Below are 22,027 nucleotides of genomic sequence, written 5' to 3' on the forward strand. Positions count from 1 at the left end.
TCAGGCTCTTGCCTGATTCGCTGCCACTTCATAAGCACGCATGAGCTCATCCCACGGGAAGTCGGAAATCTTGCTGCGTCGCAGGTAATTCTGCAGATGCTGGAAGTTGCGTCTTACCATCGACTTGCTGAGCGGCTTTCTCTTGAAACGGGTGTCGAGGAAGTCGATCAGGCCAAAACCCTGGTCGGGCGTACGCAGCACATTGCCCAGATGCAACGAACGGAAATAGATGCCTCGTTGATGCAGGAAGTGGATGTAGCGGGCAAGTTCAGGCAGCAGGTTCATGAAAGTCTCGAACGACTGCTTGTAGAGCGAGTCCAGAGGCGTGCCGGGCAAAGGTTGATACAGGCATGCGCTGATCCCTTTGGAAGGCTCGACCCAGAACACATCGTTGACCTGCGGCGTATTGATGCCGCGCTCGCGCAGGCGGCAGCTTTGCTGATAGAAACGTTGAGCATCGGGGTTCAAACGAACCAGAAACGGATGGCGCCTGCTGCGAAAAATCTTCAATAGCTCACCGCTGGCAAGGCTGATGACCTTGGGGCCATGGCTGTCTTTTTCCAGAACGGTCCCTTCGGTTAGCCAATCTTGCATTTGGTTCGCTGTTACAATGCGCATCTGTCTCTCTTATGAATGGTACGGGGCGCTTTAATGGCCAGTTCTACCCAGCAGTCAAGCATGAAAATCTATCTGAGATTGTTGAAATACGTGGTCCCCTACTGGAGGTCGTTTGCCGTAAGTATCATCGGCTTTCTTTTGTTTGCCTCCAGTCAGCCCATGCTGGCCGACATGCTCAAACACTTTCTCAATGCCCTGCAGGAGCCGGATGGCAGCAAATTTCTTGGCGTGTCGCTGATTCTCGGGGTACCGCTGCTGATTGTACTCATTGCGGTCTACCAAGGCATAGGCTCATTTTTGGGTAACTATTACCTGGCAAAAGTGGCTCGCGGCGTCGTTCATGACCTGCGTTGCTCCTTGTTCGACAACCTGCTGACTCTGCCAAACCGTTATTTCGATAACCATAATTCGGGCCATTTGATTTCACGTATCACCTACAACGTGACCATGGTCACAGGTGCGGCCACCGATGCAATCAAAGTGGTGATTCGTGAAGGGTTCACGGTTGTATTCCTGATCGGTTACCTGCTGTACAGCAACTGGAAAATGACCCTCGTCATGCTGGCCATCCTGCCGATCATCGCGGTCATGGTCAGCAGCGCCAGCAAGAAATTTCGCAAGCAAAGCAAGAAAATCCAGGAAGCGATGGGCGACGTTACCCATGTCGCTTCAGAGGCGATTCAGGGGTATCGGGTTGTACGCAGTTTCGGTGGAGAAACCTACGAGAAGCAGCGTTTTCAGGATGCCAGCGCCAGCAACATGAACCGCAGCCTCGGCATGACCCGCACGCAGTCCATCTACACGCCCATGTTGCAGTTGGTCATTTATGTGGCGATGGCGATTCTGATGTATCTGGTGCTGTACATGCGTGGCGATGCTTCTGCTGGTGAACTGATCGCTTACATCACTGCGGCAGGCTTGCTGCCAAAGCCGATTCGTCAGCTTTCGGAAGTGAGTGCGACCATCCAGAAAGGCTTGGCGGCTGCCGAAAACATTTTCGAGCAACTGGACGAAGAGCCTGAAGTGGACAGCGGCACATGCGAACAGGAACATGTTTCCGGTCGTCTGGAAGTGCGTAACCTGACGTTCGCCTACCCGAATGTCGAAACGCCTGTACTCAAGGATATTTCCTTCACTGCCGAGCCGGGGCAGATGGTCGCGCTGGTGGGGCGCTCGGGTAGCGGGAAATCCACACTGGCCAACCTGATTCCGCGTTTCTATCACCACAGCGAAGGGCAGATCCTTCTTGATGGTGTCGATGTCGAAGATTACAAACTGAACAATCTGCGCCAGCACATCGCGCTGGTGAACCAGCAGGTCACCTTGTTCAACGATACCGTCACCAACAACATCGCCTACGGTGATCTTGCCGGTGCGCCCATCGAAGATGTGCAAAAGGCCGCCGAAGCCGCCTATGCCGCCGAGTTCATCGTACAGATGCCTCAGGGCTACGAGACGCTGGTGGGCGAGAACGGTGTCCTGCTTTCCGGCGGGCAGCGTCAGCGTCTGGCGATTGCTCGTGCGTTGCTCAAGAATGCGCCACTGCTGATCCTCGACGAAGCGACCTCGGCTCTCGATACCGAATCCGAGCGCCATATCCAGGCTGCACTGGATGAAGTGGTCAAGGGGCGCACGACACTGGTCATTGCTCACCGCCTGACGACCATTGAAAAGGCCGATCTGATCCTGGTCATGGACCGTGGGCAGATTGTCGAGCGCGGTACCCATGAGCAATTGCTTGCTCTCAATGGTTACTACGCACGTCTTCACGAGAAGGATTTCAAGGAAGAAAGCGAGGGCGTTACAGGAGGCGCCCTTTGATTCTCGGGCATCTTCGCAGTTGGCGTGAGCGTGGCTGGACCCCTGTTGATGCAAGCGAGTATGCCCGGATCTGGGAGCGTTATGGTGGCAGTGTTGCCACCCATCCTCAGGTCATAGAACGGTTGTCATCGCTGGTCGGCATCCCCGTGCGCTACCTGGCCGTAGTGCGTGACGGCCAGGCGATTGCAGGGCTGCCAGCCTGGGGGCGTCATATTGCTCTTTCGCGTGATGTCACCAAGCGCAAGGGATTGCGTGGCATGTTCGATCTGGGCAACTCCGAGATCATCCTGCCCGTGGCGGCAGATTGCAGCGTGCCAGTGCGCCATCGCATGCGTTATGTCTCGGAACTCAACAGCGGCCGGATCGGCAACCTGCGCCTTCAGTCCGAAGGCTTGGCGATGGCTCGTCGCCCCGAGGAATACAGCAAGAAGTTTCGTTATAACCAGCGTCGCGAGCAGCGCTTGCTAGAGGAGGCTGGCGGGCTGATTCGCCCGATGAATGAGCTGACCTCCGCGGAACAGGCTTCGATCTACGCAGACCTGTTTCACAAGCGCTGGGGGTTCGACGTGCCCGGCAAGGATCATCTGACCGAAGTCTTTTCCCTGTTGCGGGAATTCATGACGGGGTCGGTTGTATACATGGCCGACCGCCCTGCGGCCATACAGGTGCTGTACCGTGTCGAAGCTCCTGAATGGGTGAGTCTCGAGTACGTCAATGGCGGCGTCGATCCGCAGTTCAATGAACTGAGCCCCGGCAGTGTCCTGAGTTTCGTGAACACCCAGACGCAATGGGAGTACGCCGATTCTCTGGGCAAGCCACTGCGTTATTCGTTTGGTCGCGCAGACCGGGAATACAAAAGCCGCTGGTGTAACACTCACCCGGTGTATCAGATTTAAAGAAGAGGGCTGCCATGAGCGGGCGTAAGGACGAGTTGCTGAAGCGCCACAGGCGACGTAAGCGTTACCTGGCTGTTTCAGTGCTGATTGCATTGGTGCTGGTGGGTGTTCTTGTTACATGGTGGGTGCCGCCCGTGCTTGTGCTTCTGGCCTGGGTGGCTCACGAGGCCTGGTTTGCAGATCACCTGTTCTACGAGCCTGACAGTGACTATTGCTACGACTTTCCGGACAGCGCCCGGGTCGTCGAAGCCGGGTTGCGCAACGGCACGCTGGAACTGCCGGCCGGAGCATCGCTGTCAGGCAGCGACACCCTGATTCTGGCTGTTGAACTCAAGGCCAACTGGCTGGGGCGCTGGCTTGATCCTTATGTGCAGGTGGGCAACGATCGTCAGGATTTCGAGCGCGGGGTCGCAGGCAGGCGCTATCTGAACCTGACAGGCCAGGAAGCGGCATTGATGCAAGGGACGCTTTCACTTGTCCCGCACCGCTGCAAGGCTGTTGGCTCGTTCACGCTCTATGCCATGAGCAATCCCGATTACAGCGCTCAATCGCTTCTGGTGCTGGCCCCTCATGCCGATGATGCAGAACTTGCGGCCTTCGGTCTTTACAGTCGCGCACCTGACGCCGCGATCATGACCCTGACCCAGGGCGAGATAGAAGCCGAGAGCTACCGTCGCTTTGGTCTCGACGCTGAACAGTCTGCGGTGCTCAAGGGACGTCTGCGGACCTGGGACAGTCTGGCTGTGCCTTTGTGGGGCGGTGTGGCGCAGGATCATTGTGTACAGTTGGGTTATTACTGTTTGCGTCTGCCTGAAATGCAGGCGCAGCCCACCGTGCCGTTCGGCTCCCGCGAGTCAGGGGAGAGCGATATCCGTCTCTGGCGCCAGGCTTCGGCCTTTGCCTTACCTTCCGAAGCTGACGGGCTGGCGACCTGGACCAACCTGGTGGCTGACATTGTGCGTGTTCTGGAACATTTCAGACCGCAAGTGGTTGTCACGCCGCATCTGGAGCTGGATCCTCACCGTGACCATGTCGCCGCGACCGAGGCCTTGCTGCAGGCCATCGAGTTGAGCGAGTGGCGACCCAGTACATTGCTGTTGTATGCCAATCACCTGCATGACAATGACCGCTGGCCCATGGGGCCGGCAGATTACGGTATAGCCCTGCCACCGGCGACGGCTGCGATGAAGCCTCTGGCTGTCTGCAGTATCCTTCTGGATGGCGCTCAACGCATGGACAAGGCAATGGCCCTGGCCATGCAGCATGACCTGCAGGATCCGCTGCCTTTCAAGAAGCAGGTCCGGCGGTGGATTCAGCAGTTGTTGGCTGGCAGGCGCTGGCCTGTTACAGGTAGTAACGAGTTTTTCCGCAAGGCTGTACGGCGCCATGAGCTGTTCTGGGTGCAGGATGTCAAACCTCGCACCAGCGCTGAAAAGGTATAGCTGCTTGCTGGCGTCTTGAGCCAAATTGGCTATGTTATGATCCGCGTCGTTTTTTGCCCCTGGAGTTTCCATGAAGTTGTCCATGCCCCGTTTCGATCAAGCGCCTGTCCTTGTGGTCGGCGATGTCATGCTCGACCGGTACTGGCATGGTGGTACCTCACGGATCTCTCCTGAGGCGCCTGTGCCGGTCGTCAAGGTCGATCAGATTGAAGACCGTCCCGGCGGTGCTGCCAACGTTGCGTTGAACATCGCCGCCCTGGGTGCACCTGCCGCGCTGGTCGGTGTGACCGGCGAAGACGAAGCTGCCGAAAGCCTGGCCAACAGCCTGAAGGCTGCCGGTGTGCGTGCGCACTTCCAGCGCATTGCCCATCAGCCGACCATCGTCAAACTGCGGGTCATGAGCCGTCACCAGCAATTGCTGCGCATCGACTTTGAAGAACCCTTCATGACCGACGCCCTGGCCTTGAGCGTGGAAGTCGATACCCTGCTCGATGGCATCAAGGTGCTGGTACTTTCCGATTACGGCAAAGGCGCGCTGAAAAACCATCAGGTGCTGATCAAGGCTGCGCGTGATCGAGGCATTCCGGTGCTGGCCGATCCCAAGGGCAAGGACTTTGCCATCTACCGGGGTGCGAGCCTGATTACCCCGAACCTGAGTGAGTTTGAAGCCATCGTCGGCCATTGTGTCGACGAGAGCGATTTGGTCGCCAAGGGCGCGAAACTGATGAGCGAACTGGAGCTGGGCGCGTTGCTGGTCACCCGTGGCGAGCACGGCATGACCCTGCTGCGTCTTGACCATCCACCTTTGCATCTGCCGGCCCGAGCCCGTGAAGTATTCGATGTGACCGGTGCTGGCGATACGGTCATTTCCACACTGGCGGCTGCCATTGCTGCTGGCGAAGACCTGCCTCATGCCGTGGCTCTGGCGAATCTGGCGGCAGGTATTGTCGTCGGCAAGCTGGGTACCGCAGCGATCAGCGCTCCGGAACTGCGTCGTGCCATTCAGCGTGAAGAAGGCTCCGAGCGTGGTGTTCTGGGGTTGGAGCAACTGCTGCTGGCCATTGACGACGCTCGGGCCCACCAGGAGAAGATCGTCTTCACCAACGGCTGTTTCGACATCCTGCATGCAGGCCATGTGACCTACCTGGAGCAGGCCCGCGCCCAGGGTGATCGGCTGATCGTCGCAATCAATGACGATGCTTCCGTCAGCCGCCTCAAAGGGCCGGGTCGTCCGATCAACAGCGTTGACCGACGCATGGCCGTTCTGGCCGGTCTGGGCGCTGTGGACTGGGTGATCAGCTTCCCTGAAGGCACTCCGGAAAACCTGCTGCGCCACGTCAAACCGGACGTGCTGGTCAAGGGAGGCGACTACGGAATCGATCAGGTGGTCGGCGCTGAAATCGTCCAGGCCTATGGTGGTGAAGTGAAAGTGCTGGGGCTGGTGGAAAACAGCTCGACCACAGCCATTGTCGAGAAAATCCGCGGTCAGTGACGCGGACCACCGGTAGAAGCTAACTCATTCGCGAAGGGGCATTTCGCGAATGAATTCGCTACGGTTTATTTACTCAGGCTCTTGCGCGCCATTTGCAGCAACTCTTTGGCCTTGCCGGTCAGGTTATTGAGGCTGCTCTTTCTGGGCAGTGGCGTCAGGCCTTGTTGCCGGAGCCAGTCCTTCCAGCGAATCCGCTCTTCATGCACCACCCAGCCATCCTGGGCGGCGAAGCTTTCTGCCAGGTACAAGCCGCGTGTGCTGACCGGTGCCAGCTTGTCCTGCTTGAGGGTATAAAGCTCGGGCAGCGGCACACCGTTTTCCAGCGGCATCAGATACAGGTCGGGCTTGCTGCGATTGAGGCGGGCGACCAGTTGCTCTTTTTCCAGGGTTTCATCCACATGAAACAGGCTCAGAGGGCGTGCTTCCTTGGGAATCTCCAGGCGCATGTCGTAGATCAGTTGCAGTGACGCGGTCGGTAAATGCACGTAAGCACGCGGGCGCTCGATCAGGGTCATGCTGCCGCAACGCACCGGCCGCGCTGCGCCCGACAGAGAACTCAGGCGAAAAGGCATGGCTTCGCGATAATGCAGCGCTGCGGCATAAGGCGCCGGCAACCAGGTGTCGTTGAAGCGCCCGCTCAGCCAGCCCTGAGGCGTTTCGATCAGGCACTCTTCAGCGACTTCCTGAATGGCGGTGTGCAGGGGCAGGGTGATTTCGTGAGCCGGGACATAGCCGGAAATCAGCTTGAGAACCACATCGCCACGGTCCTGGCGCCGTTGCCTGACCAGCACCCAGTAATCGCGATTCTGCCAGTTCAGGGTCAGCCGTATCGACACGCCCAGGTTGGCCAGCTCCGTGGCGAAGCGCTCGTTGTCCGGGACTTCGATCTTGCGGCGACGCTGCAAGGTCTGGGAAAAATTCAACGGCATCCCGACGCTCTGATAACTCAGGCTATCGGGAGTGGCTTCGACAAATAACGGCAGGGTCTTGAAGTCGCTGGGGTTTTTCCGGATCAGGGTTCGCGGCATATCGGCTCCTTCTTGCGTTGGGGTCGGCCGCCTGCATCAGGCTTGACGGCGAATCACAGCGGCTGCACATGCAACGTTGTGAGCCAGGTGCAGGGGATTGATAGTCCCGACAATAGCACTGGCAACACCCGGATGTTCAAACAGCAACTGAAAACTGGCCTGTACCGGGTCGACTCCTGGGGTCAGACATATGTGACCGCTGGCGAGAGCCTTTTTCACCAGAATCCCTTTGCCATGAGCGGCAGCGTAGTCCAGAACCGGTTTTTCACCCTGCTCATTGAGATTGTAGGTGACCATCGCACAGTCGCCTTCGCGCAATGCCAGCAGGCCTCCTTCGACCGTTTTGCCGGAAAAACCGAAACCACGAATCTTGCCTTCACGTTTGAGCTCGGCAAGGGTCTGATAGACCTCTGTATCGTTGAGAATCGCCAGATCGTTGCCGTCCGAATGCACCAGAACCAGGTCGATGAAATCGGTTTCAAGACGTTTCAGACTGCGCTCCACCGACACGCGTGTATGTTCGGCGCTGAAGTCATGGCTCGATTGTCCCTCCACGAATTCTTCTCCCACCTTGCTGACAATCACCCAGTCCTGACGCTGGCCGCGCAGCAGCGGGCCAAGGCGTTCTTCGCTGGTGCCGTAGGCCGGGGCCGTGTCGATCAGGTTGATGCCCATGTCCCGAGCCATTTTCAACAGCATTTGCGCTTGCTGATCGTCGGGGATCGTGAAGCCATTGGGGTATTTCACGCCTTGATCGCGGCCCAGTTTGACGGTGCCCAGGCCCAATGGCGAAATGCTCAGGCCGGTACTGCCCAGCGGGCGATGCAGGTCATGCAGGGTTTTGACGGTCATGGCAGCAGTTCATCCCAGACAGGTATCGCCAGAGGTGGCAGAGGCAGGTCGTTCATGGCCGGTTGTGGTGTCGGCTGAATGCCATCCTTCGACAGGGCCGCCAGGACGCGGTCCGCAAAGTCCGGTGCCAGGGCCAGTTTGGTCGGCCAGCCGATCATGAGGCGCTGCTGGACATCCACAAAAGCGTTGTCAGGCCTTACCAGACCCGATTGCGCCGGTTCTGCCCGATCGACACGCAAGGTGGCCCATTGCGCCTGGCTCAGGTCGACCCATGGCAGCAGCGATTCAAGCTCCTTGCGGGCAGCCGCGATCTGGGCCGCAGGCTCGCGTGCCACGCCATCGGCTTCGGCAAGGTCGCCACCCAGATACCAGACCCACTGGCCATCGGCCGCAGGGTGAGTGGTGACGGTAATGCGCGGCTTGGGGCCGCCGCCCAGGCAGTGAGCGTATAGCGGCTTCAGGGTTGGGCCTTTGACCAGCACCATATGCAAGGGGCGGCGCTGCATCCTGGGCTGGGAAACGCCCAGCGCTTCAAGCAGGTCAGCATTACCAGCACCTGCGCTGAGCACAATACGCTGGGCGCGGATCTCGCGGCCATCCACGCGCAAGCCTGCCAGTTCGCCATTTTCATGCAGCGGTTCGATCTGCTGAGCAGCAAGCAGGCTGTCACCGGCCAGCTCTGCAAGACGCGCGATCAGGCTGGGGACATCGACCACCAGTTCGGCCAGCCGATACACCTTGCCTTTGAATTTCGGGTTTTGCAGCGCGGGCGGCAGTTGCTCGCCCTTGACCTGATCCACGCGCCCGCGCACGGCCTTGCTGGCGAAGAAGCTGGTCAGGTTGCCCGCGATAGTGCCGGGCGACCATAAATAGTGGGCCTCCGACAACAGGCGCACGCCGGACAGGTCCAGCTCGCCTGTGCCGCTGAGAGATTCACGCCAGCGACGCGGCATGTCGGCAATCGCTTCGGAGGCACCCGACAGCGCACCATGCAGGGCGTATTTGGCACCCCCATGGATGATGCCCTGTGACTTCAGGCTTTGTCCGCCACCCAGGCTCGCGCTTTCTACCAGGACTGTCGAGAACCCTTGACGACGCAACCGGGCATTGAGCCAGAGGCCGGCAATACCGCCTCCGACAATCAGGACGTCAGTGGAAATAACAGATGGCATGGACACCTCAGTGGCGTGAAGAATGGGCCATTATAGGGGATCGCGATTTCAATGCCCGGCGGTTTTCGAGAACAACTGGATGACCACCACCCCGAGCACGATCATTCCCATGCCCAGCAAGGCCGGCAGGTCCAGTTTCTGACCGTAGATAAAGAACGCCGCGATACTCACCATGACGATCCCCATGCCCGACCAGATGGCATAGGTAATGCCCACCGGAATCGTACGCATCACCAGAATCAGCATCCAGAAGGCAATGCCGTAGCCGGCGATCACCAGCAGCAAAGGCAGCGGTGTGCTCAGGCCTTTGACGGCTTTCATGGACGTGGTGGCGATGACTTCGGCGCAGATCGCGATGGCCAGCAGATAGTAGGCAGTCATGGTGTCTCTCCTTGGGGGCTGCGTATCTTAGCGATTTCTTAAGGCGCCCATAGCATTCCGTGCGCCACGGGCAAGTGTGTTCACGCCTGCATGAGGTCGTGGCTTTGATGAGGCGTGCTGATAAACTCCGTGCCCATGAATAGAACTCTTTATACCCTGTTGTTTCACCTTGGTTTGCCGCTGGTTGCCCTGCGGCTGTGGTTGCGTGCACGCAAGGCTCCGGCGTATCGCCAGCGAATCGGCGAGCGTTTCGCTATCGACTTGCCTGCGATGCAGCGCGGCGGCATCTGGGTGCATGCGGTGTCGGTGGGCGAGAGCATCGCCGCGGCTCCCATGATTCGTGCCTTGCTGGCGCAATACCCGGCGTTGCCGATGACTGTGACCTGCATGACCCCGACAGGTTCGGAGCGGATCAAGGCGATGTTCGCCAATGAGCCACGGATTCAGCACTGTTATCTGCCCTATGACCTGCCTTGGGCGGCGGGTCGTTTTCTGGACCATGTGCAGCCTCGCCTCGGCATCATCATGGAAACCGAGTTATGGCCCAATCACATTCACCAGTGCGCCAGGCGCAATATTCCCGTGGTGCTCGCCAATGCGCGGCTGTCGGAGCGTTCGGCTCGCGGCTATGCACGTTTTGCAGGGCTGACTCGCCCGATGCTGGCGGCCATGAGCTGGTTTGCCGTGCAGACCGAAGCGGAAGCCCAGCGTTTTCGTGACCTGGGCGCACGGCCTGAATGCGTGACAGTGACCGGCTCGATCAAGTTCGACCTGAGTATCGACCCGCAACTGCTGGAGCGGGCGGCGCAGTTGCGCGAGCAATGGCAGGCCATGCATCGTCCGGTGTGGATCGCGGCCAGCACCCATGCAGGCGAAGACGAAAGTGTCCTGGCAGCCCATCGGCAAGTGCTGCGGGGCTATCCCGAGGCCTTGCTGATTCTGGTGCCGCGCCATCCCGAGCGTTTCGACAGTGTGCACGACTTGTGCCGGCAGACCGGTTTCACGACCGTACGACGTTCATCCGGGCAGCCGGTCACGCCGGATACGTCGGTGCTGCTGGGCGACACCATGGGTGAACTGCTGTTTCTGTATGCGTTGGCAGACAATGCCTTCGTCGGCGGCAGCCTTGTGCCCAATGGCGGGCATAACCTGCTGGAGCCTGCTGCACTGGCCAAGCCGGTACTGAGCGGCCCGCACCTGTTCAACTTCCTGGAAATTGCCGCGTTGCTGCGTCAGGCGGGAGCGTTGGAAGAAGTGAGTGATTCGGCTGCGCTGGCGGTAGCAGTGCAGCGTCTGTTCGGTCAGCCGAAACTGGCGCAGACCATGGCGGATGCCGGGACAGGAGTGATGAAGGCCAATCAAGGCGCGTTGCAGCGCCTGCTGGATGGAATTTCCATTTGCTTTCGCGAATGAATTCGCTCCCACAGGTGGCCGGGAGCGAAGAGAGATGTTACCGCTGTGCTGGCTTCTCGAAATTCTTCTGCGCCGCTGCCGCCAGATCCGGTGGCAGGAAGTCCTTGTCCGGGTTGTAGTCGGATTTCAGGTAGCGCGACAGGTCCTGCAAATCTCCCGGGTTCAGGGTGCCAGCCGCCTGTTTCAGGCGCAGGTTATCGATGATGTAGTCATAGCGGGTGTTGTTGTAATTACGCACCGAGGCATATAGCTGACGCTGAGCATCGAGTACGTCGACGATATTGCGGGTGCCGACCTGATAGCCGATTTCCGTGGCTTCCAGAGCACTCTGGTTGGAGATGATCGACTGCTTGCGAGCCTGCACCTGTTCCACATCGGTATTCACGGCGCGGTGCAGGTTGCGGGTGTTTTCCACCACTTGACGGCGCAGGCTTTCACGACGCTGCTCGCTCTGGGTCAGGCGTGAGTAGGCTTCGCGAACCTGCGAACTGGTCAGGCCACCGCTGTAGATCGGGATATTCAACTGCACGCCGATGCTGCGTTGCTCCACATCGCCGCCATAATTGCGACCCGTGTAGTTGGGGTTGCTGAAGCCCAGTGCATCGTTGTCGCCGCGCTGGTAAGTGGCGACCGCATCAAGGGTCGGTGCATGACCGGCCTTGCGCTGGCGCAGGGTTTCCTCGGCTGCGCTGACGGCATAGTTGCTGGCCAGCAGGTTCAGGTTCTGTTGGGCGGCGGTATCGACCCAGGCCTTGGCATCGTTGGGGATCGGCGCCAGCACCGGCAAGGTGTGGACGATTCCTTCGATGGAGTTGTATTCGCGATTGGTCAGTGTCACCAGCGCCTGGAAGGCATCGTCCACCTGACGCTTGGCAATGATCCGGTTGGCCCGTGCAGTGTCGTAACTGGCCTGTGCTTGCAGCACATCGGTCTTGTCGGAAAGGCCGACATCGAACCGTTCGTTGGCCTGATCCAGCTGCCGCTTGAAGGCGGCTTCTTCGGCCTTGGTCGAAGCCAGGTTGTCCTGGGCGCGCAAGACTGCGAAGTAACTCTGGGCTGACTCCAGGATCAGGTTCTGCTCGGTGGCCGAGAGTTCCAGTGCCGCTTGCTCATTGACGGCCTCGGCGGCCTGCAACTGGAACCAGCGGTCGGCGCGGAAGATCGGCTGGCTCAGGGTCGCTTGATAGACCGTGCCGCTGCGGGTTGCAATGGCGCTGGGCTGGTCGATGCTGGTGCGGGTGTTGTTGGCCTGTGCGCTTGCCGAAAGGTTGGGCAGCAAGCCGGCGCGAGCCTGGGGCACGACTTCCTTGCGGGCATCGTAATCGGCGCGGGCAGCCGCAAGATCGGCATTGTTATCTACGGCCTGTTGATAAACGTTGACCAGTCCGGTCTTGGTCGGAAGGGGCGCATCCGCGGCCAGGGCCTGTACGCTGCCGGCACACGACACGGCAATGACCAACGAAAGTTTGCGCAACATGAGGCATTCCCTGTTCATGGTAATGATGCCGGTTTGATGCAAAACCGGGTTAGCGAGTGTAGAGCCAGTTGTTGAGCGCAACAATCGGCTATTAGCCATTTATCGATGGCGGCATAAATAGGCTGGTGTTTGCAGGGCCGACCATCATAGACTTGCGACGTTCTTGTCGGGGTGCCTTGCTGTGAGGCTGAGATCGGTTAAACCGGATCCCGTTGAACCTGATCAGGTTAGCGCCTGCGTAGGGAACAAGATTTCTCGTCTCCCGGCGAGTCCTCTTGAGTGTCGTCCGGGGTCGATTGTTCAAAAAACGAACAGTAGCACGCCCGCCGATACTCAGCACCTCTCAGGGTGCGTCCGTCCGTATTATCAGGTTACTCCGACAACAAACTGTCTGGAGAGCCGTGATGAGTACAAAAGCAAAAAACGCCCCGCACTTGAGTGAGTCCGCCCAGGTCGATTCTGGATCGGTACAACCTTTTACCCGCTCGCAGAAAGTCTATGTCCAGGGTTCGCGCCCCGATATCCGTGTGCCGATGCGCGAGATCACCCTTGATGTCACGCCCACTGACTTCGGTGGCGAAATCAATGCTCCGGTAACGGTCTACGACACTTCCGGTCCCTACACCGATCCCAATGTGATCATCGATGTGCGTCAGGGCCTGGCCGACGTGCGTTCGGCCTGGATCGATTCGCGCAACGACACTGAACGTCTGGCCGGCCTGAGTTCCCACTTCGGCCAGCAACGTCTGGACGATCCAGAACTGACAGCCCTGCGCTTTGCCCACGTGCGTAATCCGCGTCGCGCCAAGGCGGGTGCCAACGTCAGCCAGATGCACTATGCGCGTCAGGGGATAATCACCGCCGAGATGGAATATGTCGCCATCCGCGAGAACATGAAACTTCAGGAAGCCCGGGCTGCGGGGCTGCTGAAACAACAGCACGCCGGCCACAGTTTCGGGGCCAGCATCCCGAAGGAAATCACCGCTGAGTTCGTGCGCGAAGAAATCGCCCGTGGTCGCGCAATCATTCCGGCCAACATCAACCACGTCGAGCTGGAGCCGATGATCATCGGCCGTAACTTCCTGGTGAAGATCAACGGCAACATCGGCAACAGTGCGTTGGGTTCTTCCATCGAGGAAGAAGTCGCCAAGCTGACCTGGGGTATCCGCTGGGGTTCGGACACGGTCATGGATCTGTCCACCGGCAAGCACATTCATGAAACCCGTGAGTGGATCATCCGCAACTCGCCTGTTCCGATCGGCACCGTGCCGATCTATCAGGCGCTGGAAAAGGTCAACGGCGTGGCCGAAGACCTGACCTGGGAGCTGTTCCGCGACACCCTGATCGAGCAGGCCGAGCAGGGCGTCGACTATTTCACCATCCATGCCGGTGTATTGCTGCGCTATGTGCCATTGACCGCCAAGCGCGTCACCGGGATCGTGAGCCGGGGTGGTTCGATCATGGCCAAGTGGTGTCTGGCGCATCACAAGGAAAACTTCCTCTATACGCATTTCGAGGACATCTGCGAAATCATGAAGGCCTATGACGTCAGCTTCTCGCTGGGCGATGGCCTGCGCCCCGGTTCGATTGCCGACGCCAACGACGAAGCCCAGTTCGGTGAGCTGGAAACCCTGGGTGAGCTGACCAAAATTGCCTGGAAGCACGATGTCCAGACCATGATCGAAGGCCCTGGCCATGTGCCGATGCAACTGATCAAGGAGAACATGGACAAGCAGCTCGAATGCTGCGACGAGGCGCCGTTCTATACCCTTGGCCCGCTGACCACGGATATCGCGCCCGGTTATGACCACATCACCTCGGGCATCGGTGCGGCCATGATCGGCTGGTTCGGTTGCGCCATGCTGTGCTACGTCACCCCCAAGGAGCACTTGGGTCTGCCGAACAAGGATGACGTGAAGACCGGGATCATCACCTACAAGATCGCCGCCCATGCTGCGGATTTGGCCAAGGGGCATCCGGGCGCACAGATTCGTGACAATGCCTTGAGCAAGGCGCGTTTCGAGTTCCGCTGGGAGGACCAGTTCAACCTCGGCCTGGACCCGGACACTGCCCGCTCGTACCACGACGAAACCCTGCCCAAGGACTCGGCCAAGGTGGCGCACTTCTGCTCCATGTGCGGGCCGAAGTTCTGTTCGATGAAGATCACTCAGGAAGTGCGCGAGTACGCCGCCAACCAGAAAATCGAGGCGGTTGACCTGTCAGTGGAAGAAGGGATGCGCGAGCAGGCGGAGCGTTTCAAGCAGGAGGGCAGCCAGCTCTACAAGAAAGTGTGACCTCGTCTTGGCCCGTCGCGAGCAAGCTCCCTCCCCACGGAATTGGGAGGGAGCTTGCTCGCGACAGCGGTTTTAGCCGCGGCCGGGGAACAGCTCCGGACGGATCACGCCATTGAGCTGTGGATAAGGAATCTTCAGCTCGATATGGCCCATGGAGTAGGGCGCAATGGTGGTGACTGGATACTTCAGGATCACCGAACCATAGGTCAGGGCAATGTTGGGCGTTCGCTTGAACGGCCAGGTCTTCACGAACTCACTGTCCTGATTCATCTTGGTCGAAACCAGCCAGCCCTGATGGGCCAGCTCGGCTTTGGCCCAGAATTCGTTTTCCTTGCCCGGGATCACCATGTCTGCCAGGGTCAGGACTTTCTGTTGCTGGCGCGAGTAGTTGATGAACGCTCTGCCGGGGTTGCCGTGGGCACCGCCGGTATCCAGATAACTCGACAGCTCGACTACCACGATACCGTCATGCTGTTCGCGTACCTTGGCTTGCAGATAGCTGCTGTTGCGACCCGAGGCACTGCTCAGGAATTGTTCCTGATAGTCCTTGATCGACGCAGGCACCGGCGCGCCGGAATCCGTGCGGGTCAGTTGCAGCAAGGTCTTCTGGACAATGGCGTCCAGCCTTGGCTCGTCGGGAAAGTGCACGGTATCGATATTGACCAGCGGGCAATCGCTGGTGGTGCAGCCTGGCTTTATCAGCTCGGAAGCATCGCGCTGGACTTGCAGCGGTGTACGCATGCCGGGTGTGAAAATGCTCTGGCAGGCGCCCAGCATCAGGCCCAGACAAGCCAGTGAAGTGATCCTCAATAACGACATGTTGGTCCTTGGCGATATCAATGGAGGCGGTTGCATTGTTCGTATGCAGGCTGCTTGGACTGCAAACAATGTCTTCGGTTCGCCACTTGGCGGATTAGAAGTGTTTTATGCCCTGGCCGTCTACCCTGCATCTTCAAGGGGGCTGCATCCTGGAGTCGATGCGCGTTAGGATGGTCTGAAGTCACAGATCACCGCAAGCGAGAAACCTATGCCCCAGAACACCCGATCAACGCCAACGGCTTTTGAGATCACCCGGCGCGAAAGCTGCTTCAAGGGGTTCTACAAGCTCGACAAGCTGTACTTGCGCCACGAGCTGTTTGCCGGTGGCATGAGTAATGAAATGAGTCGCGAACTGTTCGTTCGTCATGATGCCGTCTGTGTTCTGCCTTATGACGCCAAGCGCGATGAAGTGGTGCTGATCGAACAGTTTCGGGTAGGCGCTATGGAGAAAAGCGGCAACCCCTGGCTGATCGAACTGGTGGCCGGATTGATCGACAAGGACGAACAGCCGGAAGAAGTTGCTCATCGCGAAGCAGAAGAGGAAGCTGGGCTTGTCTTCAGCGCGTTATGGCCGATAACCAAGTACTTTCCTTCGCCCGGTGGCAGTGACGAATTCGTTCATCTGTTCATGGGGCAGTGTGACAGTCAGGGGGCGGGCGGTCTGCACGGGCTGGAGTCCGAGAACGAGGATATCCGCGTGTCGGTCTGGTCGTTCGATGATGCGATCCAGGCTGTGGCTGACGGGCGAATCATGAATGCGGCAACCATCATTGCCTTGCAATGGCTGGCGTTGAACCGTACGGAAATCAGGGGGCTATGGTCGTGAATCTTTTGCGCGAGCGCTACCGTGTCGATCTTGCCGGGCTACAGGCGGCGTGCGAGGCCAACTACGCGCGCTTGATGCGTCTGCTTCCCGATATGCGTACCCAGAAAAGCTCGCGCCGGGTGGCGGTCACCCAGGGCGACCAGATGCTCGGCGTGCTGGCAGTCGAAGTGCTTCTCGACTGCCCTTACACCACAACCCTGCAGGTTCGCCAGGAGCACAGCCTGGCCTGGCTGCCAGTGCCGCGCCTCGAAGTTCAGGTCTATCACGATGCGCGGATGGCCGAAGTGATCGGCGCCGAGCATGCCCGACGCTTTCGGGGGATTTATCCGTATCCCAATGCCGACATGCACCAGCCTGACGAAAAGGCCCAGCTCAATCTGTTCCTGGGCGAATGGCTGAGCCACTGTCTGGCGTGCGGTCACGAGTTTGAAGCGGTACGTTGACCCTGCCGCTCACTCAAATGTGATCCAGGCACACTTTCCCGATTTACCTGCCTCCTCCCGCATCTCATAATCGCGCTGAATTCGCTCAAGGAGACGGCCTTGCCGAGCGCATCCCGATCATCGTCAGTTTTAGTGGTGCAACTATCCGACAGTCACCTGTTCGCTGAAGCGGATGGCACGCTGCTGGGCATGAAGACCCGTGACAGCCTGGAAAAGGTCGTCGATCTGGTGCTGGCCGAGCAGTCGGGCATCGATCTTGTGATTGCCAGTGGTGATATTTCCCAGGATGGCAGCGTGCAGTCCTATCAGGCCTTTCGTCAGCTCAGCGGGCAGATCGCTGCACCTGTGCGCTGGTTCCCCGGCAATCACGACGAATTGCCGCAAATGGCCCATGCCTCACAAGACAGTGACTTGCAGCAGCCAGTGGTTGATGTCGGTCAGTGGCGAGTGACGCTGCTGGATTCTGCGGTTCCCGGCTCGGTGCCCGGTTTCCTGCAGGAGGAGCAACTGCAATTGCTGGAGCAATCCCTGAGCGAGGCTCCCGATCGTCATCATCTGGTTTGCCTGCACCATCATCCGGTGCCTATCGGCTGCGAATGGATGGCGCCCATCGGCTTGCGCAATGCCGACGCGCTGTTCGCGGTGCTGGATCGCTTTCCCCAGGTGCGTGCCGTTCTGTGGGGGCACGTGCATCAAGCGTTCGATCAGCAGCGTAATGGCTTGAGGCTATTGGCTTCGCCGTCCACTTGTATCCAGTTCGCGCCGGGCAGTGTGGATTTCACGCTCGACACCGCCGCGCCGGGCTATCGCTGGCTGCGCCTGCACGATGATGGACAGCTCGAAACCGGTGTTTCCCGCGTGGTCGGCATGCAGTTTGAAGTCGATTATGGCGGTACCGGCTATTGATCCTTGCCGGACCATGAATTCCCTTGAGGCCTTGAGCCATTTATCCCTGTAAACTACGCGGCTTTGTTCCGGGCTTCGGGAGAGACGGCTTGATCAGCGACACACCTTCATTGCTGTACATTCACGGTCTGAACAGCTCTGCCCTGTCGAACAAGGCCTCTCGGTTGGTCGCCCTGATGAACTCGCTGGGTGTAGGCGAGCAATTGCGCGTCCCCGAACTTCATCACCATCCGCGCCAGGCCATGGTTCAGCTTGAGGCCGCGATACAGGCGCTTGGGCGGCCTTTGCTGGTCGGCAGCTCGCTCGGCGGCTACTATGCGACTCATTTGGCGCATCGGCACGGCCTCAAGGCGGTCCTGATCAACCCGGCGGTGAATCCGCACCAGTTGTTCGACGGCTACCTCGGTACCCAGCAAAACCTGTATACCGGTGAGCGCTGGGAGTTGACCCAAGACCACATAACGGCACTGGCGGAGCTTGAAGTACCGGCTCCACAGGACCCGGACCGCATTCAGGTATGGCTGCAGACCGGTGATGAAACTCTGGATTACCGCCGTGCCGAATCGTTTTATCGGGCCTGTGCATTGCGCATCCAGGCCGGTGGCGACCACAGTTATCAAGGCTTTGCCGAGCAGATGCCGGCCTTGCTGAGTTTTGCCGGATTTGCGCCTGAGCTGTTGCGGGCAATTGATCTATCCGATTCGCGCCTTCGTACCCATGAATAATTGATGATGAGAACCCATGGCCAATCCCAGCGCTAGCTCTTATAACGCAGACGCCATCGAAGTCCTCTCGGGCCTCGACCCGGTTCGCAAACGTCCGGGCATGTACACCGACACCGCTCGGCCGAATCACCTTGCCCAGGAAGTGATCGACAACAGTGTCGACGAAGCGCTGGCCGGGCATGCCAGATCGGTCCAGGTGATCCTGCACGCCGACAACTCTCTGGAAGTGTCCGACGACGGTCGCGGCATGCCGGTGGACATTCACCCGGAAGAGGGTGTGTCCGGTGTCGAACTGATCCTTACCAAGCTGCACGCCGGTGGCAAGTTCTCCAACAAGAACTATCAGTTCTCCGGCGGCCTGCACGGTGTCGGGATTTCCGTGGTCAACGCGCTTTCGACCCAGGTCCGGGTTCGGGTCAAGCGCGATGGCAACGAATACGAAATGACCTTTGCCGACGGCTTCAAGGCCTCGGAACTGGCCGTTGTCGGCACGGTTGGCAAGCGCAATACCGGCACCAGCGTATATTTCGCGCCGGACCCCAAGTATTTCGACAGCCCCAAATTCTCCGTCAGCCGCCTCAAGCACGTGCTCAAGGCCAAGGCCGTACTCTGCCCGGGGCTGCTGGTCAGTTTCGAGGACAAATCCACCGGCGAAAAGGTCGAGTGGCATTACGAAGACGGCCTGCGATCTTACCTTCAGGATTCGGTCACCGAGTTCCTGCGCCTGCCGGACGAACCGTTCTGTGGCAGCTTCGCCGGTAACAAGGAAGCCGTGGACTGGGCGCTGCTCTGGCTGCCCGAGGGCGGCGACAGTGTTCAGGAAAGCTATGTCAACCTGATCCCGACCGCTCAGGGCGGCACCCATGTCAATGGCCTGCGCCAGGGCTTGCTGGATGCGATGCGCGAGTTCTGCGAATTCCGCAACCTGCTGCCGCGTGGCGTGAAGCTGGCGCCGGAAGACGTCTGGGAGCGAATTGCTTTCGTGCTCTCGATGAAAATGCAGGAACCGCAGTTCTCCGGCCAGACCAAAGAGCGTCTGTCGTCCCGTGAAGCGGCAGCATTTGTGTCGGGCGTTGTAAAAGATGCTTTCAGCCTGTGGCTGAACACCCACTCCGAGCTGGGCCTGCAGTTGGCGGATCTGGCGATCAACAACGCTGGTCGTCGTCTCAAGGCCAGCAAGAAGGTCGAGCGCAAGCGCATTACCCAGGGGCCTGCACTGCCCGGCAAACTGGCCGACTGTGCCGGCCAGGATCCTGCGCGCTCCGAGCTGTTCCTGGTGGAAGGTGATTCCGCGGGTGGTTCAGCCAAGCAGGCGCGGGACAAGGAATTCCAGGCGATCCTGCCGTTGCGCGGCAAGATCCTCAACACCTGGGAAGTCGATGGCGGCGAAGTGCTTGCCAGCCAGGAAGTCCACAATATCGCGGTCGCCATTGGTGTCGATCCGGGCGCTGCCGATATCAGCCAGTTGCGTTACGGCAAGATCTGCATCCTCGCCGACGCCGACTCGGACGGTCTGCACATCGCAACCCTGCTGTGCGCGCTGTTCGTCCAGCATTTCCGTCCTCTGGTGGATGCGGGCCATGTGTATGTCGCCATGCCGCCGCTGTACCGGATCGATCTGGGCAAGGAAATCTTCTATGCCCTGGATGAAAGCGAGCGCGACGGCATTCTGGATCGTCTGGTTGCCGAGAAGAAACGCGGCAAGCCACAGGTCACCCGATTCAAGGGGTTGGGTGAGATGAACCCGCCGCAACTGCGTGAAACCACCATGGACCCGAACACCCGGCGTCTGGTGCAACTCACGCTGGATGACTTTGCCGCGACCTCTGAAATCATGGACATGCTGTTGGCCAAGAAACGCGCTGGCGATCGCAAGACCTGGCTTGAGTCCAAAGGCAACCTTGCCGAGGTCCTGACTTGACGAGAAGTTGGCTTGCCGCCTTGATGCTGGTCGTCGCACCGGCCCTTGCTGCGCCTGTTGAAGAACTGACACTGGTGTCCGAGCATCCGGTAGACGGTATGGTCGGCGGTAATCTGTCGGGTCTGGCGATGTGCAACGGCCGGTTGTGGACGGTATCGGATCGTGACGACAACCTGCTTTACAGCCTCGATACCACGAACAAGACCTGGGTGGCTGAGCCTCACGCCATGACTGTGCCTGAGCCGGTCAGCTATCTGCCTCTGAATCTGCGCTCGCTGGCCAGCCTGTCATCCGTGATACGTGGCGGCAGTATGGATTTCGAGGGCGTAAGCTGTGACGCTCAAGGTAATCGTTATCTGGTCAGCGAAGCTCACGGCACTGTTCTGAAAGTGCCGATCACCGGCGATCCTGTGTGGCTTGATCTGCCTGCGGCAATGGTAGAACAGGCCCGTGCCCGGGGCATGCTGCAGCATTTCAACGCGATCTTTGAAGGCATTGCTGTCAATGCGGCAGGCGACAAGGTCTGGCTGGCGGCCGAGCGTGAGAGTCGCGGGTTGCTGGTGGTCCAGCGTGAAAAGGACAAGTGGAACTGCAAGAAGAGCTGCGTACTGCTTGTCGATCCGGGGCAGGCCGCACCGCCACCGCAGTTGAAAGGCGACAAGTTATCCACAAAGGATTTCTCGGATATTTCGCTGTTCAACGGCAAGCTGTTCACCCTGGAGCGTTCGGTCTATCAGGTCTGTCGCCGGGCCCTGGAAAGCGGTGAGGTCGAGCATTGCTGGTCGTTCGCCAAAGAGGCCCTGCTGCCTGGGCGTATCTACGATCAGCCCTATGGCCTGACCGAAGCACTGGTGGTCGATGAAAGCGGAGCCTGGATCGGTATCGACAACAATTTCGGTGTCCGGGCTGATGGCGAGAAGCGCCCGATTGTCTGGCGCTTTGCGGCTCCCGCCGGTGGCTGGAGCGCTGGGCAATGAACCAGCCGCTTCCCGGCAGGCGTGCGGGCAGGATCCTGATGTTCCTGGCCTGGGGCGCGGGACTGTTTCTGGCCACGCGCTTTTTCGGCGACTGGGAAGAGCGGCAGCAGAACCCCAATACCCAGGTCGTTTCGCAACACGGCGAGGGTTATATCGAAGTGCAATTGCTGGCTGACCGCCGCGGGCACTTCGTCAGCACCGGCCGGATCAATGGTCAGACGGTCGAGTTCATGGTCGATACCGGGGCAACCGATGTGGCGATACCGGCTGAAGTGGCCGACACGCTGCGCCTGTCGCGAGGCGTACCGGTTACGGTGAGCACCGCCAATGGCGAAAGCCGCGGCTATCGGGCTGTGCTCGACAGCCTGCAGGTGGGTGACATCACCCTGCGCAACGTGCGCGCCATTGTGGCGCCCGGTCTTGAGGGCGAGCAGATATTGCTTGGCATGAGCGCAATGAAACAACTCGAATTTACCCAGCGCGGCGGCACCTTGCTGCTGCGTCAGACGACAAAATGATGAGGC

The 22,027-nt window shown here is 59.3% G+C and carries 20 protein-coding genes and 1 riboswitch; of the genes, 13 read left to right on the top strand and 7 right to left on the bottom strand.

Annotation, left to right across the window (positions count from 1 at the left end):
- The gene (locus tag KGD89_RS02530) at positions 1-594 is read right to left on the bottom strand and encodes a lipopolysaccharide kinase InaA family protein (protein WP_236249395.1); all 594 of its coding nucleotides are present in this window, start codon (positions 592-594) and stop codon (positions 1-3) included.
- 57 nt (positions 595-651) lie between these two features.
- On the opposite strand from KGD89_RS02530, the gene msbA reads away from it, so the two are divergent.
- The 4 genes from msbA (at position 652) to hldE (ending at position 6,269) form a co-directional block, all read left to right on the top strand.
- Positions 652-2,439, top strand: coding sequence for a lipid A export permease/ATP-binding protein MsbA (gene msbA, locus KGD89_RS02535; RefSeq protein ID WP_025258260.1), 1,788 nt, complete (start codon positions 652-654; stop codon positions 2,437-2,439).
- Positions 2,439-3,335: a GNAT family N-acetyltransferase gene (locus tag KGD89_RS02540; RefSeq protein ID WP_025258261.1), complete on the top strand. Its 897-nt coding sequence runs from the start codon at positions 2,439-2,441 to the stop codon at positions 3,333-3,335. Before msbA ends, KGD89_RS02540 begins: the two co-directional genes overlap by 1 nt.
- 14 nt (positions 3,336-3,349) lie before the next feature.
- Complete coding sequence (locus KGD89_RS02545) at positions 3,350-4,777, top strand: PIG-L deacetylase family protein (RefSeq protein ID WP_025258262.1); 1,428 nt, start codon at positions 3,350-3,352, stop codon at positions 4,775-4,777.
- A gap of 70 nt (positions 4,778-4,847) precedes the next feature.
- Positions 4,848-6,269 (top strand): bifunctional D-glycero-beta-D-manno-heptose-7-phosphate kinase/D-glycero-beta-D-manno-heptose 1-phosphate adenylyltransferase HldE, encoded by a 1,422-nt coding sequence (gene hldE / locus KGD89_RS02550; RefSeq protein ID WP_025258263.1) that lies wholly within the window; start codon positions 4,848-4,850, stop codon positions 6,267-6,269.
- 65 nt (positions 6,270-6,334) lie between these two features.
- On the opposite strand, the gene KGD89_RS02555 is transcribed toward hldE, so the two are convergent.
- From KGD89_RS02555 to KGD89_RS02570, 4 genes are read right to left on the bottom strand one after another with little or no spacing between them, the layout of a single operon-like run.
- Positions 6,335-7,297 carry a hypothetical protein gene (locus tag KGD89_RS02555; protein WP_025258264.1) on the bottom strand — a complete coding sequence of 321 codons (963 nt, stop codon included), beginning with the start codon at positions 7,295-7,297 and terminating at the stop codon, positions 6,335-6,337.
- Positions 7,298-7,333: 36 nt separating this feature from the next.
- A complete protein-coding gene (locus KGD89_RS02560; protein ID WP_025258265.1) occupies positions 7,334-8,149 on the bottom strand; it encodes an aldo/keto reductase in 816 nt (271 codons plus the stop codon).
- Positions 8,146-9,321 carry an NAD(P)/FAD-dependent oxidoreductase gene (locus KGD89_RS02565; protein ID WP_025258266.1) on the bottom strand — a complete coding sequence of 392 codons (1,176 nt, stop codon included), beginning with the start codon at positions 9,319-9,321 and terminating at the stop codon, positions 8,146-8,148. Before KGD89_RS02565 ends, KGD89_RS02560 begins: the two co-directional genes overlap by 4 nt.
- 48 nt (positions 9,322-9,369) lie before the next feature.
- A complete protein-coding gene (locus KGD89_RS02570; protein ID WP_025258267.1) occupies positions 9,370-9,702 on the bottom strand; it encodes a DMT family transporter in 333 nt (110 codons plus the stop codon).
- 135 nt (positions 9,703-9,837) lie between these two features.
- Between KGD89_RS02570 and waaA the strand changes: the two genes are divergently transcribed.
- The gene (gene waaA / locus KGD89_RS02575; protein WP_025258268.1) at positions 9,838-11,115 is read left to right on the top strand and encodes a lipid IV(A) 3-deoxy-D-manno-octulosonic acid transferase; all 1,278 of its coding nucleotides are present in this window, start codon (positions 9,838-9,840) and stop codon (positions 11,113-11,115) included.
- A gap of 37 nt (positions 11,116-11,152) precedes the next feature.
- On the opposite strand, the gene KGD89_RS02580 is transcribed toward waaA, so the two are convergent.
- On the bottom strand, positions 11,153-12,592 hold the full coding sequence (locus KGD89_RS02580; RefSeq protein ID WP_025258269.1) for a TolC family outer membrane protein: 1,440 nt from the start codon (positions 12,590-12,592) through the stop codon (positions 11,153-11,155).
- 157 nt (positions 12,593-12,749) lie between these two features.
- Positions 12,750-12,854, top strand: a riboswitch (TPP riboswitch).
- A gap of 142 nt (positions 12,855-12,996) precedes the next feature.
- On the opposite strand from KGD89_RS02580, the gene thiC reads away from it, so the two are divergent.
- Entirely contained in the window at positions 12,997-14,886 is a 1,890-nt protein-coding gene (gene thiC, locus KGD89_RS02585) for a phosphomethylpyrimidine synthase ThiC (protein WP_025258270.1), read from the top strand.
- A 72-nt stretch (positions 14,887-14,958) separates the two neighbouring features.
- Here thiC and KGD89_RS02590 read toward each other — a convergent pair whose 3' ends face one another.
- Positions 14,959-15,705, bottom strand: a complete 747-nt coding sequence (locus tag KGD89_RS02590; RefSeq protein ID WP_025258271.1) for an RsiV family protein — start codon at positions 15,703-15,705, stop codon at positions 14,959-14,961.
- Positions 15,706-15,913: 208 nt separating this feature from the next.
- Between KGD89_RS02590 and KGD89_RS02595 the strand changes: the two genes are divergently transcribed.
- The 7 genes from KGD89_RS02595 to KGD89_RS02625 all read left to right on the top strand — a co-directional run bounded on the left by KGD89_RS02595 (position 15,914) and on the right by KGD89_RS02625 (position 22,021).
- A complete protein-coding gene (locus tag KGD89_RS02595) occupies positions 15,914-16,531 on the top strand; it encodes an NUDIX domain-containing protein (RefSeq protein ID WP_025258272.1) in 618 nt (205 codons plus the stop codon).
- A complete protein-coding gene (locus KGD89_RS02600; RefSeq protein WP_025258273.1) occupies positions 16,522-16,974 on the top strand; it encodes a DUF1249 domain-containing protein in 453 nt (150 codons plus the stop codon). Before KGD89_RS02595 ends, KGD89_RS02600 begins: the two co-directional genes overlap by 10 nt.
- A gap of 99 nt (positions 16,975-17,073) precedes the next feature.
- Entirely contained in the window at positions 17,074-17,880 is an 807-nt protein-coding gene (gene cpdA, locus KGD89_RS02605) for a 3',5'-cyclic-AMP phosphodiesterase (protein WP_025258274.1), read from the top strand.
- 89 nt (positions 17,881-17,969) lie between these two features.
- A complete protein-coding gene (locus KGD89_RS02610) occupies positions 17,970-18,605 on the top strand; it encodes a YqiA/YcfP family alpha/beta fold hydrolase (protein ID WP_025258275.1) in 636 nt (211 codons plus the stop codon).
- 16 nt (positions 18,606-18,621) lie between these two features.
- A complete protein-coding gene (gene parE, locus KGD89_RS02615; protein WP_025258276.1) occupies positions 18,622-20,526 on the top strand; it encodes a DNA topoisomerase IV subunit B in 1,905 nt (634 codons plus the stop codon).
- The gene (locus KGD89_RS02620) at positions 20,523-21,503 is read left to right on the top strand and encodes an esterase-like activity of phytase family protein (RefSeq protein ID WP_025258277.1); all 981 of its coding nucleotides are present in this window, start codon (positions 20,523-20,525) and stop codon (positions 21,501-21,503) included. The genes parE and KGD89_RS02620 overlap by 4 nt, the downstream gene beginning before the upstream one ends.
- Positions 21,500-22,021 carry a retropepsin-like aspartic protease family protein gene (locus tag KGD89_RS02625; RefSeq protein ID WP_025258278.1) on the top strand — a complete coding sequence of 174 codons (522 nt, stop codon included), beginning with the start codon at positions 21,500-21,502 and terminating at the stop codon, positions 22,019-22,021. Before KGD89_RS02620 ends, KGD89_RS02625 begins: the two co-directional genes overlap by 4 nt.
- Positions 22,022-22,027: the final 6 nt, after the last annotated feature.

Origin of the sequence: Pseudomonas cichorii, from assembly GCF_018343775.1 — a bacterium.
In the GTDB taxonomy this organism is placed as follows: Bacteria; Pseudomonadota; Gammaproteobacteria; order Pseudomonadales; family Pseudomonadaceae; genus Aquipseudomonas; species Aquipseudomonas cichorii.